Here is a 23,580-nt window from a genome sequence, read left to right as displayed (position 1 = left end):
GCACCTGGCCGGCATGAAGGACTCCAAAATCATCGTCGCCATCAACAAGGACGAGGAGGCACCAATCTTCCAGGTCGCCGATTACGGCCTCGTCCAAGACCTCTTCACAGCAATCCCAGAGCTTCAGAAAGCGCTCTGAGACCAAAGCGCGCAGCGGCGGCGGCAGGAAAAGGCCGGGGTGGACGAAATCCACCCCGGCTTCTATTTTTCGCGACTGCACAATTTGGGCGCAACCGCTTTCCATGGGTAGAGCAAGATGACAATCCAGACCGTCGGCATCATCGGCGCCGGACAGATGGGAGGCGGCATCGCGCATGTCTGCGCCCTCGCCGGCTACCAGGTGCTTTTGTACGATCTCTCCGAGGAGCAGGTCGAAAACGGCATCGCGACGATCAACGGCCACATGGCGCGGCAGGTCTCGTCCGGAAAATTCGACGACAAGGTGCGCGCCGACGCGCTCGCCCGCATCTCGGGCGCGGCCACGCTTGAGGATCTCGCCGGCGCCGACCTCGTGATCGAGGCGGCGACCGAGGACGAAACCATCAAGCGCAAGATTTTCGCCCAGCTTTGCCCGCTTCTCAACCCCGAGGCGCTGCTGGCCACCAACACCTCCTCGATCTCGATCACCCGCCTGGCCGCCCAGACGGACAGGCCGGAGCGTTTCATCGGCATTCACTTCATGAACCCGGTCCCGGTGATGAAGCTGGTCGAGCTGGTTCGCGGCATCGCCACCGAGGACAGCACCTTCGAGACGGCGAAAGCCTTCGTGAGCAGCCTCGACAAGACGATCACCGTCGCCGAGGATTTTCCCGCCTTCATCGTCAACCGCATTCTGCTGCCGATGATCAACGAGGCGATCTACACGCTTTACGAGGGCGTCGGCTCGGTGGAAGCGATCGACACGGCCATGAAACTCGGCGCCAACCACCCGATGGGTCCGCTGCAGCTCGCCGATTTCATCGGCCTCGACACCTGTCTGTCGATCATGCAGGTGCTTTATGACGGGCTGGCCGATTCGAAATACCGGCCCTGCCCGCTGCTGGTCAAATATGTCGAGGCGGGATGGCTGGGGCGCAAGGCTGGGCGCGGTTTCTACGACTATCGCGGCGACCACCCCGTTCCCACCCGCTGAGGCGGCCGGCAGGCGCGCGCCAACGCCGGGCCGGCGCGCGCCTGCCGGCCGGGCGGTGATCAGTGCACGGCCGCCAGGTCGTTGATGCCGTAGGCCTGGATATGGGTGAGTTCGATCCGGTTGCGGCCGCCGTTCTTGGCCTGGTAGAGCCGCCGGTCCGCGATCCGGAACAAGTCCGCGAAGCCGAGCTGATCCTCGAAGCTGACGCCGCCGACGCTGACGGTCAAACGATGCGGCTTGCCCATCGGCCGGAACGACACTTCGCTGATGCTGCGACGAATGCGCTCGGCCACGCCGACCGCGTTCTCCTGTGAGGCGCCCGGCAAGAAAACCCCGAACTCCTCACCGCCGAGCCGGCCCACGAGATCGTCCTTGCGCACCTGGCCGCGGATCGCCGCGGCGATCGTCCTGAGGGCCTCGTCGCCGAGATCGTGGCCGTAACTGTCGTTGATCGACTTGAAATGGTCGGCGTCGATCACCAGCAAGGCGCCTTTGATACGCTGGTTGCCGCGTCCGGCATCGGTCAGGCTTTCGTCGACCCGTGTCGAAAACGCCCCGCGGTTGAGGCAGGCCGTCAGGCTGTCGGTCGAAGCGACCAGACCCAGTTTCCTGTTGGCGCGCCCCAATTCGCGCAGCCTGTAGCCGAGAAACAACAAAACCGGCCCCGCCAGCACGAGCAACAGCAATGCTGCGACCGGCAGCCCGCTGCGAAACGCCTCCTCGCCGATCCCGGCCGCCGCGACGGCATTGTAGCCCAGCGAGACGAACAGACACCACGCCGTGCCCACCAACGTCCACCGCAAGAGACTGGACCGGCCCAACCGGGACACAGCCCGACCAAAATACCGCCTCAACGCATCAGCCATTGATGCCCCCCCCTCATCACGACACGAGAAGGTAGCCCGCGGCTCTTAAAGACCGGGTTAGGAAAATCGGCGGCATTCGCCGCCCAACGGATACCCAACGTTTACGATGGTGTCGCAACCGCGTCCGACGGCGCCCGGTCGGACGGCGTCAGTCGCGGCTGTAGATACGCCAACCCTTGGCGGATTTCATGTCGGGCAGTTCCGAAAACCGGGTGCAGCGATTGCGCCCGTTCGTCTTCGAGACGTAAAGGGCTCGGTCGGCCTTGACGTAAAGATCGTCGGCGCTTTCGGCCTGCGTGGCCATGCAGATTCCCACCGACACGGTGATCGAGCCGCTGGCAAGCCCCGCCCCGTTATTGGTCGCGGCCAGTTTTTCGACCATTTTGCGCACGCTCTCGCCGACCTCGGCCGCCTGGTCCTCGCCCATGCCCTCCACGATCGCTGCGAATTCCTCGCCGCCCGTGCGCGCAACCATGACGCCCTCGGGCACGGCCGAGCGAACCACGCTGGCGATGTGCTGGATGATCTTGTCGCCGACCGGATGGCCGAAACGGTCGTTGATCTGCTTGAACCGGTCGATGTCGACGATCACCAGGCAACTGTAGAGCACCCGTTTCTTGTCGTCGTAGATCTGCGCCATCGCCCTGTCGAAGGCGCGGCGGTTGAAAAGCTGGGTCAGCGGGTCGGTGTCGGCAAGCTTCTTGTATTCTTCGAGCTTCGACTTCACGTCCTCCAGCTCGGCGGACTTGTCCTCGATCGACGAGACGATCTGCTTGCCCTGCTCGATCTTGGTGTCGGTGGCGGCCGACATGATGCTCGAGATACGGTGCAGGATTTCCTGGGTGACCAGATTGCGCTTGTGCAGCCCGTCCGAGGTCTGGTTGAGGATCGAACCGTAGCGCTCGAGCTGCACCCGCTCCTTCTCGAACAGCTTCATCACCTCCTCGACCTTGTCGGAGAGATGGTTGCGAATATCCTCAACGAAAAGCTGATTGTTCGCCTGGGCGAAATATTTGACGCTGAGGCGATCGAGGTCGTCCTGGCGCGGCCGGTTGCCGAGCTTGCCCAGATCCGCGTTGAGTTCGGGGTTGGCGCCGGCGAACACCTCGTAGAAAATTTCGTAGTTGCGCGGCAACCCCACCACCCCCATCGCGCGCATGGCCAAGGCGATCTTGGCGGCGACGTCGCCGGCCGGTCCGGCCGGAGTGTTGCCGCTACCCGTAGTGTTCGAAAGCTGCATGTTCATACGCACTCCCCCGTCGGCCGCGGTCGAACTTTGTGGCCGAAACGCTCCACGACCGGCGCACCGCAATCACCCCTGAACGCTATCGACCCGTCGCCCTTCAATGGAAGTCCCACCCATATCTGAGATCAGCCTGACGTACAGGTAAGCCAATCGCGCTAATTGTCCGTTAAACCCGGACAATTCGTCACAAATTGATGCAAGTTCGGAAACGGGCCTAGACTTTGACCGGCTTGGCAACGCGCCCGGTCTCGCCGAACAGCGCAAGATAGCGCTGGATCTCTTCGGGCGCGCCGGTGGCTTTTTCGGGGTTGTCCGACAGCTTGACTGCCGGCCGGCCATTGGCATGGCTGACCTTGCAGACGATCGAGATCGCGTTGAGACTGTCGATCTCGACCGGCGCGCAGCCCTCGAAATCGTTGGTCAGGTTGGTGCCCCAGCCGAACGCCATGCGCACCCGGCCGTGAAAATGATGATAGGCCTTCTCGATCGTGTCGACGTCGAGGCCGTCGGAAAAGATCAGCAGCTTCTCGCGCGGGTCGCGGCCGCGCGCCTTCCACCACGAAATGATCTTTTCGCCGCCCTCGATCGCCGGCGCGCTGTCCGGTCGGAAACCGGTCCAGTCCGCCACCCAGTCCGGTGCGCCGCGCAGGAAGGATTCGGTTCCGAACGTGTCGGGCAGCACGATCAGCAGGTTGCCGCCATAATACTGGTTCCAGTCGCGCAGCACCTGATAGGGCGCCTCCAAAAGGGCCTCGTCGTCGGGCGCCAGCGCGGCCAGCACCATCGGCAGCTCGTGCGCGTTGGTGCCGAGCGCCTCCAGATCGGTATCCATGGCCAGCTTGACGTTGCTGGTGCCCGTCAGCGCATCGCCCAGCCCCTCCTTCAGCGCCTCGACGCACCAGCGCTGCCACAGGAAGGAATGCCGGCGCCTGGTTCCGAAGTCGGAGATGCGCAGATCCGGCAGCTTGCGCAGCCGCTCGACCTTGGACCACACCTTGGCCTTCGCCCGCGCATACAAAACGTCGAGCGAAAACGGTCCCATCGACCGCATCGTGGCGCGCGAGCGCAATTCGTTGATGATCGCCAGCGCGGGGATTTCCCACATGCTGGTTTCCGTCCAGCGGCCGTGAAAGCGCAGCTCGAAGCGTCCGTCGCGGCGCGCCAGCTCGTATTCGGGCAATTGAAACGTGCTCAGCCATGCCAGAAAGTCGGGCCTGAATATCTGCTTGCTGCCATAGAAGGTGTTGCCGGCAAGCCAGATCATCTCCTTCTTGGAAAACCGCAGGCTGCGCGCATGGTCGAGCTGGTCGCGCAATTCGGCGATGTCGATTTCGTCGGCGAGCCGCACCGCCTTGGTCCGGTTGATCAGCGAAAAGGTGGCGTCGACCTGCGGATAGAGCCCCCAGATCATCTGCAGCATCAACAGCTTGTAGAAATCCGTGTCGAGCAGGCTGCGGATGACGGGATCGAGCTTCCACGTATGATCGTAGACGCGCTTGGCAATGTCGGTCTTGGTCATCGTGCCCTTCCCGTTTCGCCCCGGCCGTCGCCGGCAACGGCGCGGTGGTCTAGGATGAAATTATCGCGCGCGGCAAGCGAACCGCCGGGCCGGCCTGAAACCGGTCCGCCGCGCTCAGCCGAGATGCTCGCGCACCTTCTCGCGGATCTGGGACAGCGTGAACGGCTTCTGCACCACGTCGACGATCACCTTGTCCAGGCCCGCCGCCCGTTCGCGCTGGTCCGCGTAGCCCGTCACGAGCATGATCTTGAGCCCGGGATAGTCCTGCACCGCGGCTTGGGCCATGGCGATCCCGTCCATACCCGGCATGCGGATGTCGGACACGACCAGGTCGAAACCGCCGCCAGCTTCGCGGATCAGCGCCAGGCCCGCCTCGCCGTCCTCGGCCGTCTCCACGCTGTGGCCGTCGCGCGCCAGCGCCCGCGCCGCCAGGGCGCGCACCGGTTCGTCATCTTCGACAATCAGGATTCTAGCCATTCACCCGACAATGCCCGGTCTCGTTCCGGTTTTCTGCAAAACCGCCTCAACCGGCCGCATCCCCTTTCACAACGCCCACGAAAGGCAGCTCACGGAAGGCGTGCGCGACATCCATGCCGTATCCGACGACGAAATAGTCCGGACATTCGAACCCGACATAGTCGGCGTTGAGCTCGGTCTGCCGGCGGGTGTGCTTGTCCAGAAGAACCGCGATCGAGACGCTGCGCGCGCCGCGCGAGACCATCAGGTCGCGCGTGAATTTCAGCGTCTTGCCCGATTCCAGAATGTCGTCGATCAGCAGGATGTCGCGGCCGCTAACATCGTTGTCGATATCGCGCAGCACCTTGACCTCGCCGCTGACGGTGCCGGCACCGTAGCTGGAGATGAAGATGAACTCGACCTCGGGCGAACTGCCCGCGTCATGCATCGCCCGAATGAGATCGGCGGCGAAGATGAAGGAGCCCTTCAGGATCGAGATGACCAAAAGGTCTTTATAATCGCGCCCGGCGATCTCTTTGGCCAGTTCGAGATTGCGCCGCGCGATCGTCGATGCGCTGAACAGAACCTCGATTTCCTTGCCGCGTACAACCGGCATCAGCCGCCATCCCCCTTGATCATGCTCACCGACACGCCGGCAACGCCGCCCTGGGGCGCGTTGACGCGGCTGGAAAAGGGAAACCGTGTCCCGGGTCCGATCCGGGCCTGTCCCGGATCGAGTATGTAGCGGGTGAGGGCGCCGCCGTCACCCCTGACCTCGATGGCCAGGCGCGGAACCTGTTCGACAGAGGCGCCGTTATTGGCAACGGCGCCGTCGACATGCACGATCCCGCGCACGCCGCTTGTGTCGACATGCGAGCGCAGCGCCACCAACCGCATGGCCTCGACCGCGTTCACCGGCGTGGCGGGAAGCAGGGCACCGCGCAGCGCATGTCCGCCCGAGATCCAGAACGCCGCCAGCGCGGCCACGGATCCGAGCACCCAAAACAACGGGCCGGCGCGTTGGCCTTTCGGACCGGGCGGGCGCGGGCCATTGCTCTTGAGCATATCCATGCCCGACATCGCCGCCGAGCCGGGCGCGGCTCTCGGCGTTGGACGAGAGAGATCGGATGACGTGGACGCACGGCCGAGCGTGATATAGTCGGCATCAACGATCTCGCCACCGAAATCGGTCCGTGCCGCCTTGGAGCGCCCGCCCGCCATGATTTCGCCCGAGACCGGGCGGACGTTCGCTGCATCGACCATGGAAGGGCGCCGTCCTTTTGCAAAACCCTGACACGGGGTAAAGGGAATTGGTTAATGATTTGCTGCCGGATGGCACAGAGGCGGCGTGACAAGGCCGGAAGTTTACCGTCCGTTAACCATGGAAAACCAAGGTCCGCCGCAATCGACGGATATCGAAGCAGCCGGGGCCGCTTAGGACAGTGATTCATTTCGAAAATGTTGGCTTGCGCTACGGGATGGGGCCGGAAATCCTGCGCGACATCTCCTTTCAGATCCCCAAGCGCTCGTTCCAGTTTCTCAGCGGACCGTCGGGGGCCGGCAAGACCACCTTGTTGCGCCTGCTTTTCTTGTCGCTGGCGCCGACCCGCGGCCTGATCAAGGTGTTCGGCAAGGATCGGGCACTGATTCGGCGCGACGAGCTGCCGCATATCCGCCGCAAGATCGGCGTCGTCTTCCAGGATTTTCGCCTTCTGGAGCACATGACGACCTATGAGAACGTCGCCCTGCCGCTGCGCGTGCGCGGCCGTGAGGAGGCGAGCTATCGCGGCGACGTGACCGAACTGCTCAAATGGGTCGGTCTGGGCGAGCGCCTGAATGCGCACCCGCCGATCCTGTCGGGCGGCGAAAAGCAGCGCGCCGCGATCGCCCGTGCGCTGATCGAGCAGCCCGACATCCTGCTCGCCGACGAGCCGACCGGCAATGTCGACCCGCCACTCGCCCGGCGGCTGCTGCGCCTGTTCATCGAGCTCAATCGGTCCGGAACCGCCGTCCTCATCGCCACGCACGACCTGTCCTTGATGGACCAGGTCGACGCGCGCCGCCTGGTGCTCGCCGACGGCAGGCTGGCGGTCCATGACTGACTCCACGCTCAAATCCCTGGTCCGCCCGGGCAGCGGCAGGCGCCGCCGCATGGCGCCGATCGTGCCCGCCCAGACCGTTGCCGGGCACGCCCTGATCGCCGTGATCGCGATCATGACCTTTTTGGCCTGCCTCACCGTGGGCGCGGTCACGCTGGTGCGCGACACGGCCAGCGTCTGGCAAAGCCAGATCGCCCGCGAGGCGACGATCCAGATCCGTCCCCGCGACGATCTCGACATGGAGGCCGCACTCGATGCCGCCAGGACGATCGCAGAAACTTTCGCCGGCGTGCGCGCGGCAACCGTCGTCGACAGCGCCGCCACCGCGCGCCTGCTCGAACCCTGGCTCGGCACCGGGCTCGACCTCGACGAACTGCCGGTACCGCGCCTGGTCATCGTGACGATCGACGAGGCCGCGCCGCCCGATTTCGTCGCCATGCGCGAGGCGATCCGCAAACAGGTGCCCAACGCCAGCCTCGACGACCATCGCAATTGGGTCGACCGCCTGGTCTCGATGGCCAGAACCACCGTGACGATCGGTTTCACGGTCCTGATCCTGATGTTGTCGGCAACGGTCCTGACCGTGATTTTCGCCACCCGCGGCGCGATGGCCGGCAACGGACACGTTATCGAGGTGCTGCATTATGTCGGCGCCGAGGCCCGCTTCATCGCCTCCCAGTTCCGTCGGCATTTCCTGTTGACCGGCATCAAGGGTGCCGCCGCCGGCGGCCTCGCCGCGATCGTCGTCTTCATCCTGTTCGGCTGGTGGTCGGGACGCAACATGGCCACGCCCGAGGCCGACCAGGCGACCGCGCTGTTCGGGAATTTTGCCATCGGCATGACCGGCTATCTCGGAGTTGGGGTGGTGGTCATCCTGGTCGCCGCGTTGACGGCGGCAACCTCACACGCGACCGTGGTCGCCCATCTCAACGGGGTAGACGTTGGCACCACCGACCATTTGTGAGCGCAAGACCCACTGGCGGCCGGGTCCCGGCACGCGACGGCGCGGAATGAAAAGTGTCGCAGCACCGGCGCCGCATCTACCGCCTGCCGCAATTCAGCGCTAAGCAACCATCATGGCAGATGCGCCCCGCGAAACCGAACCGCATTCCGCGCGCGACAGGCACACGGAAGGGCGTGGCCGCGCCGGCCGCGCCGGCATGGCCGCGGGCGTGCTCGTCGCGCTGGTCTTCATCGGCGGTTTCGCCTGGTTCGCCAATCAGGTGAGCCTGATGACGACGCCGGCCGATCCGCCGGACGCCGACGCGATCGTCGTCCTGACCGGCGGCCATTTCCGCCTCAACGCGGCGGTCGACCTTCTCAAGGCGGGCAAGGGACAACGCCTGTTGATCTCCGGCGTCAACCCGGTCGCGCGCGCCGGCGATCTGCGACGTGCCACCGGCGCCGAGGAAGCGCTGTTTTCGTGCTGCGTCGATATCGACCGGCTGGCGCTCGACACCGTCGGCAATGCCGCCGAGAGCGCCAAGTGGATCCGCGCCCACGCCTATAAGACGGTCATCGTGGTCACCAACAATTACCACATGCCCCGCAGCCTGCTGGAAATGCGCCGCCTGCTGGCCGAAACGGCGCTGCTTCCCTATCCGGTGATCGCCGGCAACGCCAAGGACGGCGTTCTGCTGACCAAGCCGGACGCCTTGCGGGTGCTTTTTACCGAATATGTCAAATATCTCGGCGCTTTGGCCCGCGGCGCCTGGCCGTATGGCAATGGCGGCGACGCAGCGACGTCACCAAGCGACCTCGCCCGGCGCTGAGCAAACGGCCGCCACGGCGTTCGGACGCGCAATCCGCGGTTTTCCTGTGCGATGGCCGATGATACCTAGAAGGCAAGACCCACAACCGGGATCGCCACGGGACGCCGGACACGCTTCATGACAATGATTCGCTCGCTGACGTTCAACGTCGCCTTTTATGCCAATCTGATCGTCCAGATGATCGTCTGGACCCCGTTTTACTTTCTGGCGCCGCGCCATCTGGCCTGGTTCGTGCCGAAATTCTGGTCGCGCACCAGCCTGTGGCTCTACAACACCATCGCCGGCACGCGCAGCGAGATCGCCGGGGTGGAGAACCTGCCCGAGGGCTCCTTCATCCTGGCGCCGAAACACCAGTCCTTCTGGGACACGATCGCCTTTTTTCCCTATCTGCGCGATCCGCTCTACATTCTGAAGCGCGAGCTGACCTGGATCCCGTTCTTCGGCTGGTACATCCTGAAGATGCGCATGATCCCGGTCGACCGGGGCAGCCGCTCCAGGGCGCTCAAATCGGTGATCCGGCTGACCAAGGCCGAACTGGCACGCAATCCGCGCCAATTGATCATCTATCCCGAAGGCACCCGCCGCGCGCCCGGTGACGACCCGGCCTACAAATGGGGCATCGTCGAACTTTATACCGAACTGGGCCTGCCGGTCGTCCCGGTCGCCCATGTCGCCGGCCTTTATTGGCCGCGGCGCAAGTTCCTGCGCTATCCCGGCACGATCAAGGCGCGCTTCCTCGAGCCGATCCCCACCGGCCTGAGCAAGGAGGAGTTCATGCGGCGCCTGGTTTCGGCGACCGAGCAGGCCGTCGACGACTTGCTGGTGGAGGCCGCCAGCGCGCCCGACGCACCACCCTTGCCCGAGACCGCCCGCAAGCGGCTGGAGCGGCTGGGGGTCGAGCTGCCCTCCTCCGTGCCGGCCTGACGGCGCCGCCATCGTCGCCGAAATCGGCTGATCCGCCTGGGAGCCCGGCAGAACCCGCGCCGGCTTCACCGGATCCGCCGCGCGACCTCCTCCAGCCAATGATCGCGAATGCCGAGCGCTTCCAGATGCTCGACCGTGTTGAGGACGTAATCCTCGTTCGGGCCCGACTGGCCGACGGCGCCGCACACCGCCGCGGCCGCGTGCGCGGCGTCGAGCCGCCCGGCATATTGATCGTGCGCGCGGTCGACGACGTAACACAGCGCCTCGCCGCGCGCGCCGGAGGCAAAAGTGACCGGCAGCACGCGCTCCAGATAGACATGGGTGACGAGTTCGCGAGCGCGCAAATAGTCGAGCACCTCCTGGCGCAGGTCGCCCGGCACCCGAAAGGCGAGCCCGATACACGATCCGCCGCGGTCGAGCCCCAGCACCAGCCCCGGCCGCGCCGGCGTGCCGCGATGCACGAAAGACCGCACGCACAGCGCCCGACGGTAGCCGTGCAGGCGCGCGCGCTGGGTTTCCACATGGGCAAATCCGGGCCGCCACATCAGCGAACCGTAGCCAAACACCCAAAAATCGCCCATATCGCCAAGCCAATCTGAAGAAATGCGCCGGGAACGACCGGCGGCACGATGGGTAGCGAGGCCGAAGGCGTGACGTCAAGTAAACGCAAAGGCGGGAGCAGTCGCCGGTTCGTCTGGCTCGCAACGGCGATCGTCGCCGCGCTCGCGCTCTACACGGGCGGCTGGTATTACGCCGCCGGCACGCTGGAGCAGGCAACCGACACCTGGCTTGAGCGTATGAGCGCGCGCGGCGCCGACGCGAGCTGCGAACGGCGCCAGGCACGCGGCTATCCGTTCCGCATCGGGCTGTTCTGCACCGAAGCCGCCATCGCGGACGCCGAGGGCCGTTTCGCCGTCAGCGCCGCCGGGCTGCGCTCGGCCGCGCAGGTCTACGATCCCGCCCAGGTCGTCGGCGAACTGGACACGGTCCGCCTCGATCTTTTCGGCGCGCCCAATCCCCTCGGCGCCAGCGCCCGCGATATCCGTTTCAGCGCGAGGCTTGCCGAGCCCGTGCCGGCGCGCGCCTCGGTGACCGCCCGCCAGGTCGAACTCGACGCGACGCCGGAAAACCGCATCGCCTCGATCCTGTTCGAGGCCGCACGCGCCGAGGCCCATACGCGCCGCAATGGCGCCGATCTGGATCTTGCCGTCAGCGCCGAGACGATCTCGGCCTTTCCGCCGCAACTCGGCCGCGAGATACGCGCGGATCGGTTCCAGGCCGATTTCACCATCGCCGACGGCGTGCGGCTCGCCATGGAGCGGCCGCAAAGCCTGCGCGGCATCAGCCTCGTCATTCGCGATCTCGCCATTACCCTGGCAGATCAGGCCGGTTTCGCGCTTTCCGGCCCATTTTCTGTCGATATGGACGGATTTATTGACGCAAAATTGCAGCTTTCAGCGCAAAATCCGCAAAAAATTGCCACGCTTTTGGCAGAAATCATGCCGGAAAACGGCAATCAGATCCGCTCGGTGGCGGCCGGGCTCGCCGCTCTCGGCGACAATCCCAGCCTGCCGCTGACCGTCACGAAGGGACAGGCGCGGATCGCCTTCATCACGCTCGGCCGGGTGCCGCCGCTCAACTAGAGCCCGAGTTTTCCGGCTCCTTGGCATCGCGGGTCGGATGGGCGACGACGTGGCGGCCGAAATCGGGCACGTCGATGTCCTGGCCGGCCTCGATGATCGAGCGCCGCACCGCCCGCGTATGGGTGAACAGGTCGAACAGCTTGTCGCCGTCGCCCCAACGGATCGCCCGCTGCAATGCCGACAGATCTTCGGAAAACCGCGCCAGCATCTCCAAAATGGCCTCGCGATTGTGCAGGCACACGTCGCGCCACATGGTCGGGTCGGACGCGGCCAGGCGGGTGAAATCGCGAAAACCGGACGCCGAATATTTGATCACCTCCGACTTGGTCACCGCTTCCAGGTCGTCGGCGGTGCCGACGATGTTGTAGGCGATGATATGCGGCAGGTGCGAGACGATGGCGAGCACCATGTCGTGATGGGCGGGGTCCATCACGTCCACCTTCGAGCCGCACGCCTCCCAGAAACCGGATAGCCGCGCGAGCGCGTCGGGATCGGTGTTTGGCAGTGGCGTGAGGATGCACCAGCGCCCGTCGAACAGGTCGGCGAAACCGGCATCCGGCCCCGACCGTTCCGTGCCGGCGATCGGATGGCCGGGGATGAAATGGACCGAGGACGGCAATTCCGGCGCCATCTGGCTGACGACCGACCCCTTGGTCGAGCCGACATCGGTGACGATCGCCCCGGCCTTGAGCGCGGGCGCGATCGCGCCCGCCACCGCGCCGGACGCGCCGACCGGCACCGACACGATGACGAGATCGGCATTTTCGACCGCCTTTGCCGGGTCGCCTTCATAGGCGTCCCCCAGGCCGAGTTCCTCGGCCCGTTCGAGGGTCGCCGCAGAGCGTGTCGAGACCACGACCGTGCCCGCAAGCCCTTCGCGGCGGATCACATGGGCAAGCGACGAGCCAATCAGGCCGATGCCCACCAGGGCAACGCGATCGAACATCGGATCGGACATGGTTCAGTCTTTCAGGAAATCCGAGAGCGCGGCGACCACACCCCGGTTGGCTTCTTCCGTGCCGATCGTCATTCTGAGCGCATTCGGGAATCCATAACCGGCGACACGGCGCAATATATAACCGCGCGCCGTCAGATACTCGTCGGCCAACGCCGCCGAGCGGCGCTCGTCGGGGAAATGGATCAGGATGAAATTGCCGATGCTCGGCGTGACCCTGAGGCCGAGCCCTGTCAGTTCCTCCGTCAGCCAAGGCAGCCACCGGTCGTTATGCGCGACCGATTTCTCGACATGGTCGCGGTCGCGGATCGCCGCCACGCCGGCCTCGATCGCCACCGCGTTGACGTTGAACGGGCCGCGAATGCGGTTGAGCGCGGCAATCACATGCGCTGGCGCGTAGAGCCAGCCGATACGCGCCCCGCCGAGCCCGTACGCCTTGGAGAAGGTGCGGGTCATGACCACGTTGTCGCACGAGGACACGAGTTCGATGCCGGTCTCGTAGTCGTTGCGGCGCACATATTCGGCATAGGCCGCGTCGAGCACCAGAAGCACGTTTTTCGGCAGCCCCGCATGCAGGCGCCGTACCTCCTCGAACGGCACATAGGTGCCGGTCGGATTGTTGGGATTGGCCAGAAAGACGATCCGGGTCCTGTCGGTCACCGCGGCCAGGATCGCATCGACATCGGCCGCCTCGTCGGTTTCCTTCACCACCACCGGCACGGCACCGGCCGCCTGGATGTAGATCCGGTAGACGAGAAAGCCATGCTCGGTGAAAATACCTTCGTCGCCCGGCTGCAGATAGGCCTGCGCCAACAGGCCGAGCGCCTCGTCGGAGCCGTTGGTGCACAGGATGTTGTCCGGGTTGAGCCCGTGCACCTCCGCGATCGCCTCGCGCAGCCTGCTCGCCGCGCCGTCAGGATAGAACTCGAGCGAGGCGGCGACCGAGCGCACGGCCTCGACCGCCCTGGGCGATGCGCCGAGCGGGTTTTCGTTCGACGACAGCTTGTGCACCTTCGCTACCCCGGCCGGCGCCGCGCTTTTGCCGGGCACATAGGCGGCGATATCCATGATGCCGGGCTTCGGCTCTGGGCGGACGGGCAGGCTCATGGCGGGATTCCTTCGCGGATGATCGCCTTCCGACTAGCAAAGCTTTGCCGTTGACGCAAAGGCTAGCGCAAGATTATAACCGGCTTCCCGTGGTGATTTGGCCGGTCGGCTTGCAGCCACGTAAAACAAGTCGCTAAAGGGCCGTTTGCATCAGGTAACCGGCTTTGCGAGCGCGCAATGCCGGTTTTTTTGTGCTTCCCAGCCAGGCCGGCCGCATGAGGTGATGTGGATGGCGGCACGGCGTGCCCGAAAGCTGAAGGCAACCAACGAGGCGACCGACCCGTCAGGCCGCGTGGTCCGCTTCGGCCCCGACAGGCCGTTGTCGCTCGATTCAGGCAAGATATTATCGCCGTTCCAGATCGCCTACGAGACCTACGGCGCGCTCAACCCGGCCCGCAGCAACGCCATCCTGATCTGCCACGCGCTGACCGGCGACCAGTACGTGGCCAGCCGCAATCCCATCACCGGCAAGCCGGGCTGGTGGGAAAGCCTGGTCGGCCCGGGCAAGGTGATCGACACCGACCGCTTCTTCGTGATCTGCTCCAACGTCATCGGCGGCTGCCTGGGCTCCACCGGTCCCGCCTCGCTCAACCCCGAAACCGGCCGCGCCTACGGCCTCGACCTGCCGATCATCACCATCGGCGACATGGTGCGCGCCCAGACGATGCTGGTCGACGAACTCGGCATCGACCGGCTGTTCTCCGTCATCGGCGGCTCGATGGGAGGCATGCAGGTTCTGGAATGGGCGGCGAGCTATCCCGAGCGGGTGTTCACCGCGCTGCCGATCGCGGCCGGCGCGCGCCATTCCGCCCAGAACATCGCCTTTCACGAGGTCGGCCGCCAGGCGGTCATGGCCGATCCCGAATGGTGCGGCGGACGGTATATCGAAGAGGGGCGCCGGCCGGAAAAGGGCCTCGCCGTGGCGCGCATGGCCGCCCACATCACCTATCTGTCGGAAGCCGCCCTGCACCGCAAATTCGGCCGCAACCTGCAGGACCGCGAGACCCTGACCTTCGGCTTCGACGCCGACTTCCAGATCGAGAGCTATCTGCGCCACCAGGGCATGACCTTCGTCGACCGCTTCGACGCCAATTCCTATCTCTACATGACCCGGGCGATGGACTATTTCGATCTCGCCGCCGATCGCGGCGGTCGGCTGGCCGACGCCTTCCGCAAGACCGAAACCCGTTTCTGCCTGGTTTCCTTCACCTCGGATTGGCTGTTTCCGACCGCGGAAAGCCGTGCCGTCGTGCGCGCGCTCAACGCCGCCGGCGCCTCGGTCTCCTTCGTCGAGATCGAGACCGATCGCGGTCACGACGCATTCCTGCTCGAGGAGCCGGAGTTTTTCGCAGCGGTCGGCGGCTTCCTGGATTCGGCCGCGCGCGCACGCGGGCTGGAGAACGCATCGTGAGCGTGAACCACGACGCACGGGTCGATTTTGCAATGGTCGCCGGCCTGATCGAACCGCGCGCCCGCGTGCTCGACATCGGATGCGGCGACGGCACGCTGCTCGACCTTTTGATCACCGACAAGCAGATCGACGGTCGCGGCATCGAGATATCACAGCGCGGCGTCAACGAATGCGTCGCCCGCGGCCTTTCGGTCATCCAGGGCGATGCCGATACCGACCTGAGCTACTATCCCGACCAGGGTTTCGACTACGTCATCCTGTCGCAGACCCTGCAGGCCACGCGCAATCCCAAGGAGGTGCTGGAGCAGTTGCTGCGGATCGGACGGCGTGCCATCGTCTCGTTTCCCAATTTCGGCCATTGGCGCGTGCGCCTGTCGCTGCTCTTGCGCGGACGCATGCCGGTCACCCGCGACCTGGCCTATAGCTGGTACGACACGCCCAACATCCATTTCTGCACGATCCGCGACTTCGTCAATCTGTGCGAGGAGATCGGTGCCACCGTGGAGAGCGCCACCGCGCTCAACGACAACGGCCAGAAGATCGGCGTCTCGATGCCATGGTGGTTCTGGAATTTCTTCGGTCAGCAGGCGGTCTTCCTGCTGAGGAAATAACGCTCACACCAGCAAGGCGGTCGCGTACATGACCAGCAGGCCGGCGGCGACGCCGCCGGCATAATTCAAGCCGCCCAGCGCGACGAAGCCGCTCTTTCTCACCGTCAGCGCCGTCACCTCGACCATTACCTGGAAGATCGCGCCGGCCCCGACGCCGAAACACAAAGCCAGCCAATAGGGACTTGGGGCCTGCGTTCCGGCCCAAACGCCGGCGACCGCGGGCAGGCCGGCGAGCCCGGCAAGCAGGACGAACAACGACAAGGGCGGCGTTGCGCGCACGAGCGGAGCCGCGATGCCGATGCCCTCGGTCACGTTGTGAATGATGAAGCCGACGACGAGGAAGGTCGCCAAGGCGCCGGCGCCGGCTGAAAGCGCGCCGCCCACCGCCAGGCCTTCGCCCAGATTGTGCAGCCCGATGCCCAGCGCGATGAAACCGGCGAGCGCGGCGCCCTGCGGCGCGGCGCCGCGCCAGCGCCCGGCCACGAACAGGCCCAGCGCCGTCAACGCCGCCGCCACCCACACCGCCGTCTGGCCGCGCAGACGCTCCAGCGAGGCCGAACCGGCCTCCAGCCCCTCGCCCAGCGTGTCGAGGAAAAGATAGGCCAACAGCCCGACGGTCAGCGCCAGCAGGAAATCGAACGTGCCGGCGGACAATCCGCGCATGGCGGGAAAGGCCAGCATGCCGGTTGCCACCGGCGCCACACCGAGCAGGAGCCCGATCACGGCAAGCTGCCACAGCGAGCCGGCATCGAGCTCCGGCGTGGCCTGGGCGACCTCGACCGTGTGCTCGAACGTCGCCCCGGTCGAGGTCACCAGCACGACATGATGCGCCTCGCCCCCGATCCATGGATAGGGAATCGTGACCCGGGCGCCGTCAAGACGTCCGACAGGTCCGGCCGGCTTGATGTCGAAGGCGCGATAGGCCCCGTCGACCTGGACCTGGGCGATGACGATCGGCTGCGACCCGTCGGCGCGAATGCCGAGTTCGATCACGCCAGGGCGCAGGCGCGTGCCTTCCACCACGACCTGTTCGACAGGCGGCGCGGCGGCGCCGATCCGGTCGAGCGGACGCGCGCCCAGCACATAGGCAACGATCGCGGCAAGGATCAGAAGCGGAAGCGCGAGCCAGACGAAACGGACCATCACACCACCTCGAAATGGCTCATCCAGCCGAGCTCCGCAAACTCGGTCTGATGGGCATGGAACATGTAGAGGCCGGGTTCGTGATTGGCGAAGCTGAGCTCGACGATACCGCGCTGCGCCTGGCACTGCATGACGGTATCGATCCGGCGATGGGTCGGCGTCAGCGTGGTGCCGTGATCGTAATAGTCGAAAAAATTCGCATGCACGTGCAGCGAATTGATCGGATCGAATTCGGTGATGTTGATCAGATAGATACGGATCGGCCTCGATCTGTCGATCCGGATCGGCCTGTCGAAATAGGCAAACGGAATGGTGTTGACGGCGTAGAATTCGTTCTCGTCGTCGAAATTGGTGTCGAAGCCGTTCATCACCATCACCAGCTCCTGCCAGGATGCGTTCTGTGGCGTGCCCAGCCTTCGCGAGGCGGCGTCCTCGCGCGCTAGCGGGTGCCGGTCCGGGTCGGGATCGACGATGAAGGCGCCGTAAAGCCCCTTGTGGATGTGGCGTTTGAGCGGGATCGAGTGGCAGTGGTAGAGATGGCAGCCGAACGGTTCGGCCGCGAATTCATAGGTGAACGCCTCGCCCGGCCTGATCTCGCCCGCACCGGGCACGCCGTCCATGCGCGCCGAATGGATGCCATGGAAATGCATGGTGTGCGGGTGCGAGCCGGCGTTGAGGAAGCGGATGCGCAGACGCTCGCCCTCCGTGCAGCGAAGGGTCGGCCCCGGGATCCGGCCATTATAGGTCCATGCGGGAAAGAACACGCCGGGCGCGATCTCCACCTCGCGGTCGACGGCGGTGATCGTCCACTCGCGCACCTGCCGCCCGTCAGGCTCGGTGGTGACGATACCGGTATCGAACTCGGTCAGGAAATCCGTCGGATCGAAGCCGTTGCGGTCGGCGTCCACCGTTCCGACGACGCGATTGCGACCATGCCGGCCGGCCATGTCGTGCCCCGCGGCGGACGCATCATCGCCGCCGCGGCCGCCCGCCGCCGAACGCTCGACCCCGAAGGCCATCCCCGCCAGCATGGCCCCGCCCCGCAGCAGGCCTCGTCTGGGAATGCGTGCGAACGGCCCCAAACCCATGCCTGATCCTTTTTGCAAATGCTTCGCATTACTGATAACACGCGCCGTCCGAGGGCGCAAGCGGATCGGACGCGCGGCTGGCGGGGACGCGCCGCGGGGCCGCAACGCGTCGCGCCCGTATCGTCCCGCGGTCGAAAACATGCATGAAGAAAGCGGCCCGGTACGGCAGGCCCGGCGGCCGGTCAGCGCGCGCGGGCGCCTTGCGCCAGGAGCGCCTGCGCCGCAGCGCCAAGCCACCGGGTCAGCTCGCCGGCCGGCATGACCCGGCCGAGTGCTGCGGCCTGGCCGGCCCACAAAGGCGAGAAGTCGCGCGAACCGGCCTTTTCCGCCCGCGCCCGCAACGGCCCGACGGCCGCGCTCGCCAGCGGAAAGGCGGGCGCCTCGGCGCTGAGCGGCCCGACCTCGCGCACGATCCGGTTGACCAGCCCGCGCGCCGGCCGGCCGGTGAACACGTTGGTCAGCACGGTCTCATCGTCGCGCGCCGCCGCGAGCGCGGCCCGATGGCCCGGCGCCGTCAACGCCTCGGGGCATTGCAGGTAGCCGGTTCCGATCTGCACCGCCGCCGCCCCCAGCATGAAGGCGGCCGCGACGCCGCGCGGATCGGCGATCCCGCCGGCGGCGATCACCGGCACCGCAACGGCATCGACCACCTGCGGCACCAGCGCCATCGTGCCGGGCTGGGCGGCGACGTCGTCGGTTAAGAAAAGGCCGCGATGGCCGCCCGCCTCCGCGCCCTGGGCGATGATCGCGTCGCAGCCACGGCCTTCCAGCCAGCGGGCTTCGGCGACCGTTGTGGCGGAGGCGATGATGCGGGCGCCGGTTTTTTTCACCCGCTCCACGAGCGCCGGCTCGGGCAGGCCGAAATGAAAGCTGACCACCTGCGGACGGCACTCTTCCACGAGCGCGCACCCCGCCTCGTCGAAGGGGACGCGCCCGCCTCCCGGTGGGACCTGGTCGGGATCGAGATCGAGTTCCGCATAATAGGCCGCAAGCCGCGCGCGCCAGCCCGCTTCACGCGCCGCGTCGGGCGCGGGTGTGGCATGGCAGAAGAAATTGAGGTTCACCGGCCGATCGGTTTGCTGCCGGAATGCGCCGTATTCGGCGCGGATCCGTTCGGGCCCGAGCAGGGCGCAGGGCAGCGACCCGAGCCCGCCCGCGGTGCTGACCGCGATGGCGAGTTCGGCGCCGGACGAGCCGGCCATCGGCGCCTGCAGGATCGGCACCTCGATGCCGATAAGCTCAAGAACGCGATTGTCGGACCACATCGGTCTACCCCTCCTCCACTCCCTCGCGCCGGACGCCGCGCATCCCTGTCTGCGCCATGGTGCGGGTGGCGCCCTGCGGGGACAGCACCGGCACGAAGACGCGCCGCGAGCTGCGCTGCGCGACCGGCAGTCCCTGATAGAGACGCTTCTGCGCCTCCACGATCGTCACGCCGGAAAAGATCGGCGACAGCCGCCGCCCGGTCTGCTCGATCAGGCGATGGAACCTGAGCATCCAGCGCCGGCGCGACGGCGGAAAGAACAGCGCCTCGCTCCACTGCCCCGGCGTGAAATTGGTCTCGCGCAACAGGCTGGTCAGCTGGCCGCGCGACCAGGGCCGCCCGGTGCCGAAGGGCGTGTGCTCGAAGCGCGCCCACACCCCGCGCCGATTGGGAACCACGATGACCAGCCGCCCGCCGGGCGCCAATACCCGCCACAGCTCCATCAGCGTCTCGCGCGGGTTTTCCGCATGTTCCAGCGAATGCACCATCAAGACGCGATCGATGGAGGAATCGAACAGCGGCAACTCCTCGTCGAACACCAGCGCCGTCGCGGACGGGCCGTTGGGCGGCCAGGTCACCGCCCCCTGCGTTGCCGGCATGAAGGCGAACACCCGTTCCGCGTCGGCCCCGAACCGCTCCAGCCAGGGCACGGCATAACCGAGACCGACCAGGCGCTCATTGGGGATGTTGGCCCACACGCTCGACAACGCCATGGCGATCGAGCGCTCGGCCAGGCGCCCGAGCACCGATGCGTAGAAAGACCTGAGATCGACGATGTCCGAATACATGGCCGGACGGTATCCGCGCCCGGCCGGCACGGCAAGAAATCCGTGCGACGGGGTGACAGCTCCATGCCGTCCGGCTTATCGTCCGGCCGCAGAAAGCGAGGATGCCCATGGCCCTGGAAATCGAACAGTTCATGTGCCGCAGCGACAATTTCGGCGTGCTCGCGCACGACCCCGCAAGCGGCGAGACCGCCATCATCGATGCGCCCGAGACCGCGCCGATCCTGGAGGCGGTCGACCGCACGGGCTGGACACCGACCGTGCTGCTGGTCACGCATCACCACGGCGATCACGTCGCCGGCAATCTCGATCTCAAGAAGCGTTTCGGCCTGAAGATCGTCGGGCCCCGGTCCGAGGCGGACAGGATCCCGGGCATCGACGGGACCGTGGGGGACGGCGACCGCTTCGCCTTCGGCACGGACGAGGTCGACGTGATCTCGACGCCGGGCCATACCGCCGGCCATGTCTGCTACCACTTCACCCGATCGGGCGTCGTCTTCACCGGCGACACGCTGTTTGCGCTCGGCTGCGGGCGGCTGTTCGAATGCAAGCCGCCCGACATGTTCGCCTCCCTGAAGAAACTCGCGGCCCTGCCGCTGGAAACGGTGATCTATTGCGGCCACGAATATACCGAAGCCAATGCGCGCTTCGCGCTTTCGGTCGATCCGAGCAATTCCGCGCTCAAGGAACGCGCCGCCCTCATCCAGTCCAGGCGCGCCGCCAACCAGGCGACATTGCCCACGACCCTGATCGAGGAGATGGCGACCAATCCGTTCCTGCGCGCGCACGATCCCGTCATCCGCCGCAATCTCGGCATGGAGACCGCCAGCGACGAAGCCGTCTTCGCCGAAATCCGCAAGCGCAAAGATATCTTCTGATCGGACGGGTCAGGCGAGCAGCACGCCGAGTACGATCGCGAGCTGGCCTGCATAATAAAGCACCCAGACGGCCGGCCTGCTCCAAAGCCGGTGGGCGGACGCCTCGGCAAGCAGGAAACGTTCCGCCCCCAGGATGGCGTCGGACGCCATGAACAACACCGCGCCGACGATCACCAGCGGCGCGGGCAGAAACAGCGCCGCGATCCCCATCGCCAGGATCGCAAGGACATAGACGGCGACCGGCACCACCAGTGCGGCCGGCAGGATCGGGTGCAGGCGTTTGTAGAACAGACCCGCGAACGCCGCCAGGCCGAGCGCCACCAGCGGCCGCCAGGACTCTCCGGCAAACAGCGCCGCACTGCCCGCGCCGGCAAACAGCACCGCATAGGCCAGGTGCGCGCCCAGAAACGAGGCCAGGCCGGCCATGAAGGCGCCTTCGCCCTCCCGCGCCAGGCAGGCGTCGCCGAGCGCGCTCAGCACCAGGGCGAGCGTGAGAAGCCACGGCCCGCCGACGGCCAGGGACAGCACCGCCAGCAGCGCCACGCCGGCCGTCTTGGCGGCCAGGCGCCGCCAGGACGCCGGCCGCGCCGTCGTCGGCAGATAGAGCGCGGCCGCCGCAACCGACAGGACGAGCGTGCCGTTGGCCGTGCCGACCAATCCACCATCGAACGGCATCATCTTGCGCCGCCTCCCGCGGCAACCGCCCCGTCCATGCGGCGCAAGAAGAGATTTTTGGCCGCAAGCGCCACACCGGCGGTGATCAGCAGGCAGGCGGCGACGATACGCCAGGTCGGGTCGGCAAAACAGAACATGATCAACACCAGGGTCGACAAGAGCGGAGCAGCATAACGCGCCGCGCCCAGAACCTGAATATTGCCGCGTTTAACCCCGTGATCCCAGGCGTAGAACGCGCCGCCGACCGGCATCAGGCCGAGACCGGCGACGGCCAGCCACTTTACCGCGCTTTCGGGCCATACCGTCCGCTCGAGCGCCGGCAGCGCCCGCATCACCTCGGCCGAAAATCCGTCCAGGGTCGCCCGCCCCATTGCCTGTCTCCTCCCGCACGCCGCGACGCCAGCGCCGCGCCGGCGGGACCGGACCTATCCGTCTCCGCCCGCCAATGGCAAGCCCAGATCGCCATCCTCGCTAGTCCAGGAGCTCGAAGCGCTTCGTTTCCAGCGTGAGTGTGCCGACCTTGGTCTTGGCCGTGACGCCGACGGGCGCGTAGACGCCGGTGGCGCCGATCTGCGCGAAGGCGATGCGGATCTGGCTCTTGTCGCGAATATAGCGCAGCGAGCGGTTGTCGCGGCGATAGCCCGAAACCGGGACGAACTGCGCCCGGCACACCACGGTGCCGCCCTCGTAGCCTTGCGCCGACAGCGTGCCTCGCCCGGCAGGCGACAGGCGCAGGTCGGCCCGCAGCGCGCCGTCGAAGACGCTGATGGTGCGGTTGCACACATCGGCCTCGCGGTCCGCCGGCACGAGCGTGGCCGACAGCGGATCGGCGACGTCGACCAGGGCCGTCGCACCGTGCGGAACCCAGTCGTCGCGCTTCGTGTCGACCGGCGGCGCGTTCACCGCCTTGTGGACCCGCCCGTCGGCGAACGAAATCTGGGTGCGTTTCTTCTTCTTGCCGCTTTCATAATCGGCCACGTACCCCTTCGGACGCGCCCTGTCGTTGTCGAAGTGCCCCATCGCGGTGACGCTACCCCGGGTGTCGTCGAACACCCGGGCCAGCCCGGCGCTCGACACGCGCCCTTCGACCTTGAAGCTGTCCCGGCTGACCGAGGACGAAAAACTCGAACGCGCGATCACCACGCCGTAGATCGTCACGATCTGCTCGACACGCATCGAATGCGCTTTTTCCGCGCGCGCAGGGGCCGCGCACGAAAGGGCGGCGGCAAGGATCGGCAACAAAAAGATCTTGGGACGCAAATCACACACTCCGCAACTCGACCAAGACGAACGGCCCGCATCCCCCTATATGTCCAAACATCACGAATCGGGCCTATCTGTGAATGGCCGCGTGGGTTTTGGGTAAACGGAGCGGTAATCGCACCGCACGCGCGCGTAGTGTCTCAATTTGAAATCTGACGCCGCAAACGCGGTTGTCGCACCCCGGCTCGAACTCCTGTATGCTTACCGGAAAGCATGAGGAGATTGGATGCTTATCCCGAACCAGACATATCAGTTCGTCCCTCGAGATGGGGATATCACAAAACCCATCATAATTGCTGGTCTTCAGGGATACTCTCCGGGGCAGTCGCGGAAGGTTGACGTATGGGCGTTCACTGTCCCGGATGCGTACAGGTCCAAGCTACAAGACGGAACCGAATGCCGTTCGTATGGTGAGGTCATACGGACCCTTGCAGCGGTTTTCTACGATGGAGATGAGGAAGCAGTCGGGCGGTTGATGAAGAAGGCTCGTTAATGCCCACCGGACCTAAAGGACAGAGGCGCCCCGCTGACGTGATCGGCAATGCCGTGAAGGTCATGCGCATCGCTACCGGCGAGGAAGAGGAAGAACTGGAACAGGACGGCAAAGATCCTGCCGCCAATGCTCTAGGCTCAGGACCTATTAATTCCTTTTGAGATGTGATTCACGGTCTTTGAGAAGGAGGCCGTGATGGGTGATTTGTTTCTGCTGAGCGAGGGCCAGATGGCGCGGATATCGCCGTACT

At 65.8% G+C, this 23,580-nt stretch carries 25 protein-coding genes, 2 pseudogenes and 1 riboswitch; of the genes and pseudogenes, 11 read left to right on the top strand and 16 right to left on the bottom strand.

The genetic code is table 11. The features are described from left to right. A pseudogene (locus tag C7T96_RS23275) lies at nucleotides 1–139 on the top strand (electron transfer flavoprotein subunit alpha/FixB family protein); the annotation flags it as partial. A gap of 117 nt (nucleotides 140–256) precedes the next feature. Then, nucleotides 257–1,132, top strand: coding sequence for a 3-hydroxybutyryl-CoA dehydrogenase (locus tag C7T96_RS23270; RefSeq protein WP_106573648.1), 876 nt, complete (start codon nucleotides 257–259; stop codon nucleotides 1,130–1,132). 59 nt (nucleotides 1,133–1,191) lie between these two features. On the opposite strand, the gene C7T96_RS23265 is transcribed toward C7T96_RS23270, so the two are convergent. The 6 genes from C7T96_RS23265 to C7T96_RS23240 form a co-directional block, all read right to left on the bottom strand. Continuing rightward, entirely contained in the window at nucleotides 1,192–1,920 is a 729-nt protein-coding gene (locus C7T96_RS23265; RefSeq protein WP_158264450.1) for a GGDEF domain-containing protein, read from the bottom strand. A 226-nt stretch (nucleotides 1,921–2,146) separates the two neighbouring features. Next, nucleotides 2,147–3,244: a GGDEF domain-containing protein gene (locus C7T96_RS23260; RefSeq protein WP_245414234.1), complete on the bottom strand. Its 1,098-nt coding sequence runs from the start codon at nucleotides 3,242–3,244 to the stop codon at nucleotides 2,147–2,149. A gap of 214 nt (nucleotides 3,245–3,458) precedes the next feature. Next, nucleotides 3,459–4,763, bottom strand: a complete 1,305-nt coding sequence (pncB, locus tag C7T96_RS23255) for a nicotinate phosphoribosyltransferase (RefSeq protein ID WP_106573646.1) — start codon at nucleotides 4,761–4,763, stop codon at nucleotides 3,459–3,461. A 114-nt stretch (nucleotides 4,764–4,877) separates the two neighbouring features. Then, complete coding sequence (locus C7T96_RS23250; protein ID WP_106573645.1) at nucleotides 4,878–5,240, bottom strand: response regulator; 363 nt, start codon at nucleotides 5,238–5,240, stop codon at nucleotides 4,878–4,880. A 46-nt stretch (nucleotides 5,241–5,286) separates the two neighbouring features. After that, the gene (gene hpt, locus C7T96_RS23245) at nucleotides 5,287–5,835 is read right to left on the bottom strand and encodes a hypoxanthine phosphoribosyltransferase (RefSeq protein WP_106573644.1); all 549 of its coding nucleotides are present in this window, start codon (nucleotides 5,833–5,835) and stop codon (nucleotides 5,287–5,289) included. Further along, nucleotides 5,835–6,482, bottom strand: a complete 648-nt coding sequence (locus C7T96_RS23240) for a hypothetical protein (protein ID WP_106573643.1) — start codon at nucleotides 6,480–6,482, stop codon at nucleotides 5,835–5,837. Before C7T96_RS23240 ends, hpt begins: the two co-directional genes overlap by 1 nt. A gap of 179 nt (nucleotides 6,483–6,661) precedes the next feature. Between C7T96_RS23240 and ftsE the strand changes: the two genes are divergently transcribed. From ftsE to C7T96_RS23220, 4 genes are all read left to right on the top strand, one after another. Further along, the gene (gene ftsE, locus C7T96_RS23235) at nucleotides 6,662–7,321 is read left to right on the top strand and encodes a cell division ATP-binding protein FtsE (protein WP_106573642.1); all 660 of its coding nucleotides are present in this window, start codon (nucleotides 6,662–6,664) and stop codon (nucleotides 7,319–7,321) included. Then, nucleotides 7,314–8,282: an ABC transporter permease gene (locus tag C7T96_RS23230; RefSeq protein WP_106573641.1), complete on the top strand. Its 969-nt coding sequence runs from the start codon at nucleotides 7,314–7,316 to the stop codon at nucleotides 8,280–8,282. The genes ftsE and C7T96_RS23230 overlap by 8 nt, the downstream gene beginning before the upstream one ends. Before the next feature lie 196 nt (nucleotides 8,283–8,478). Then, a complete protein-coding gene (locus tag C7T96_RS23225) occupies nucleotides 8,479–9,090 on the top strand; it encodes a YdcF family protein (RefSeq protein ID WP_238719797.1) in 612 nt (203 codons plus the stop codon). Nucleotides 9,091–9,207: 117 nt separating this feature from the next. Then, on the top strand, nucleotides 9,208–10,014 hold the full coding sequence (locus C7T96_RS23220) for a 1-acyl-sn-glycerol-3-phosphate acyltransferase (RefSeq protein WP_106573639.1): 807 nt from the start codon (nucleotides 9,208–9,210) through the stop codon (nucleotides 10,012–10,014). Nucleotides 10,015–10,079: 65 nt separating this feature from the next. Here C7T96_RS23220 and C7T96_RS23215 read toward each other — a convergent pair whose 3' ends face one another. After that, nucleotides 10,080–10,595, bottom strand: coding sequence for a gamma-glutamylcyclotransferase (locus tag C7T96_RS23215; RefSeq protein ID WP_106573638.1), 516 nt, complete (start codon nucleotides 10,593–10,595; stop codon nucleotides 10,080–10,082). A 48-nt stretch (nucleotides 10,596–10,643) separates the two neighbouring features. On the opposite strand from C7T96_RS23215, the gene C7T96_RS23210 reads away from it, so the two are divergent. Next, nucleotides 10,644–11,657, top strand: coding sequence for a DUF2125 domain-containing protein (locus C7T96_RS23210; RefSeq protein ID WP_106573637.1), 1,014 nt, complete (start codon nucleotides 10,644–10,646; stop codon nucleotides 11,655–11,657). Here C7T96_RS23210 and C7T96_RS23205 read toward each other — a convergent pair. Further along, nucleotides 11,650–12,615, bottom strand: coding sequence for a prephenate/arogenate dehydrogenase family protein (locus C7T96_RS23205; RefSeq protein WP_199190560.1), 966 nt, complete (start codon nucleotides 12,613–12,615; stop codon nucleotides 11,650–11,652). The two genes, C7T96_RS23210 and C7T96_RS23205, sit on opposite strands and share 8 nt — an antisense overlap. Nucleotides 12,616–12,618: 3 nt before the next feature. Further along, nucleotides 12,619–13,719 carry a histidinol-phosphate transaminase gene (gene hisC, locus C7T96_RS23200; protein ID WP_106573636.1) on the bottom strand — a complete coding sequence of 367 codons (1,101 nt, stop codon included), beginning with the start codon at nucleotides 13,717–13,719 and terminating at the stop codon, nucleotides 12,619–12,621. A 79-nt stretch (nucleotides 13,720–13,798) separates the two neighbouring features. After that, nucleotides 13,799–13,876: riboswitch (SAM riboswitch) on the top strand. A 72-nt stretch (nucleotides 13,877–13,948) separates the two neighbouring features. On the opposite strand from hisC, the gene C7T96_RS23195 reads away from it, so the two are divergent. Continuing rightward, nucleotides 13,949–15,130 carry a homoserine O-acetyltransferase gene (locus C7T96_RS23195; protein WP_106573635.1) on the top strand — a complete coding sequence of 394 codons (1,182 nt, stop codon included), beginning with the start codon at nucleotides 13,949–13,951 and terminating at the stop codon, nucleotides 15,128–15,130. Beyond that, complete coding sequence (gene metW, locus C7T96_RS23190; RefSeq protein WP_106573634.1) at nucleotides 15,127–15,741, top strand: methionine biosynthesis protein MetW; 615 nt, start codon at nucleotides 15,127–15,129, stop codon at nucleotides 15,739–15,741. Before C7T96_RS23195 ends, metW begins: the two co-directional genes overlap by 4 nt. Nucleotides 15,742–15,744: 3 nt before the next feature. On the opposite strand, the gene C7T96_RS23185 is transcribed toward metW, so the two are convergent. The 4 genes from C7T96_RS23185 to C7T96_RS23170 form a co-directional block, all read right to left on the bottom strand. Next, nucleotides 15,745–16,884: a metal transporter gene (locus C7T96_RS23185; protein ID WP_106573633.1), complete on the bottom strand. Its 1,140-nt coding sequence runs from the start codon at nucleotides 16,882–16,884 to the stop codon at nucleotides 15,745–15,747. Continuing rightward, nucleotides 16,884–17,831 carry a multicopper oxidase domain-containing protein gene (locus tag C7T96_RS23180; protein WP_348627279.1) on the bottom strand — a complete coding sequence of 316 codons (948 nt, stop codon included), beginning with the start codon at nucleotides 17,829–17,831 and terminating at the stop codon, nucleotides 16,884–16,886. Before C7T96_RS23180 ends, C7T96_RS23185 begins: the two co-directional genes overlap by 1 nt. A gap of 323 nt (nucleotides 17,832–18,154) precedes the next feature. Beyond that, nucleotides 18,155–19,237, bottom strand: coding sequence for a nitronate monooxygenase family protein (locus C7T96_RS23175; protein WP_106573631.1), 1,083 nt, complete (start codon nucleotides 19,235–19,237; stop codon nucleotides 18,155–18,157). Between the two features lie 4 nt (nucleotides 19,238–19,241). After that, nucleotides 19,242–20,024 carry a class I SAM-dependent methyltransferase gene (locus C7T96_RS23170; RefSeq protein WP_106573630.1) on the bottom strand — a complete coding sequence of 261 codons (783 nt, stop codon included), beginning with the start codon at nucleotides 20,022–20,024 and terminating at the stop codon, nucleotides 19,242–19,244. A gap of 107 nt (nucleotides 20,025–20,131) precedes the next feature. Between C7T96_RS23170 and gloB the strand changes: the two genes are divergently transcribed. Continuing rightward, nucleotides 20,132–20,899: a hydroxyacylglutathione hydrolase gene (gloB, locus tag C7T96_RS23165; RefSeq protein WP_106573629.1), complete on the top strand. Its 768-nt coding sequence runs from the start codon at nucleotides 20,132–20,134 to the stop codon at nucleotides 20,897–20,899. Nucleotides 20,900–20,908: 9 nt separating this feature from the next. On the opposite strand, the gene C7T96_RS23160 is transcribed toward gloB, so the two are convergent. From C7T96_RS23160 to C7T96_RS23150, 3 genes and pseudogenes are all read right to left on the bottom strand, one after another. Further along, nucleotides 20,909–21,577, bottom strand: a complete 669-nt coding sequence (locus tag C7T96_RS23160) for a lysoplasmalogenase (protein WP_106573628.1) — start codon at nucleotides 21,575–21,577, stop codon at nucleotides 20,909–20,911. Continuing rightward, a pseudogene (locus C7T96_RS23155) lies at nucleotides 21,574–21,888 on the bottom strand (EamA family transporter); the annotation flags it as partial. The gene C7T96_RS23160 and the pseudogene C7T96_RS23155, both read right to left, overlap by 4 nt. 157 nt (nucleotides 21,889–22,045) lie before the next feature. Continuing rightward, entirely contained in the window at nucleotides 22,046–22,750 is a 705-nt protein-coding gene (locus C7T96_RS23150; RefSeq protein ID WP_127597603.1) for a DUF3108 domain-containing protein, read from the bottom strand. 618 nt (nucleotides 22,751–23,368) lie between these two features. On the opposite strand from C7T96_RS23150, the gene C7T96_RS24510 reads away from it, so the two are divergent. Next, nucleotides 23,369–23,491 carry a hypothetical protein gene (locus C7T96_RS24510; RefSeq protein WP_280951753.1) on the top strand — a complete coding sequence of 41 codons (123 nt, stop codon included), beginning with the start codon at nucleotides 23,369–23,371 and terminating at the stop codon, nucleotides 23,489–23,491. Nucleotides 23,492–23,580: the final 89 nt, after the last annotated feature.

The organism is Nitratireductor sp. StC3, from assembly GCF_003015025.1.
GTDB lineage: Bacteria > Pseudomonadota > Alphaproteobacteria > Rhizobiales > Rhizobiaceae > Mangrovimarina > Mangrovimarina alexandrii.
Note: the sequence above shows the minus strand (reverse complement) of the source record. Positions and strands in the feature narration are given on the sequence as shown.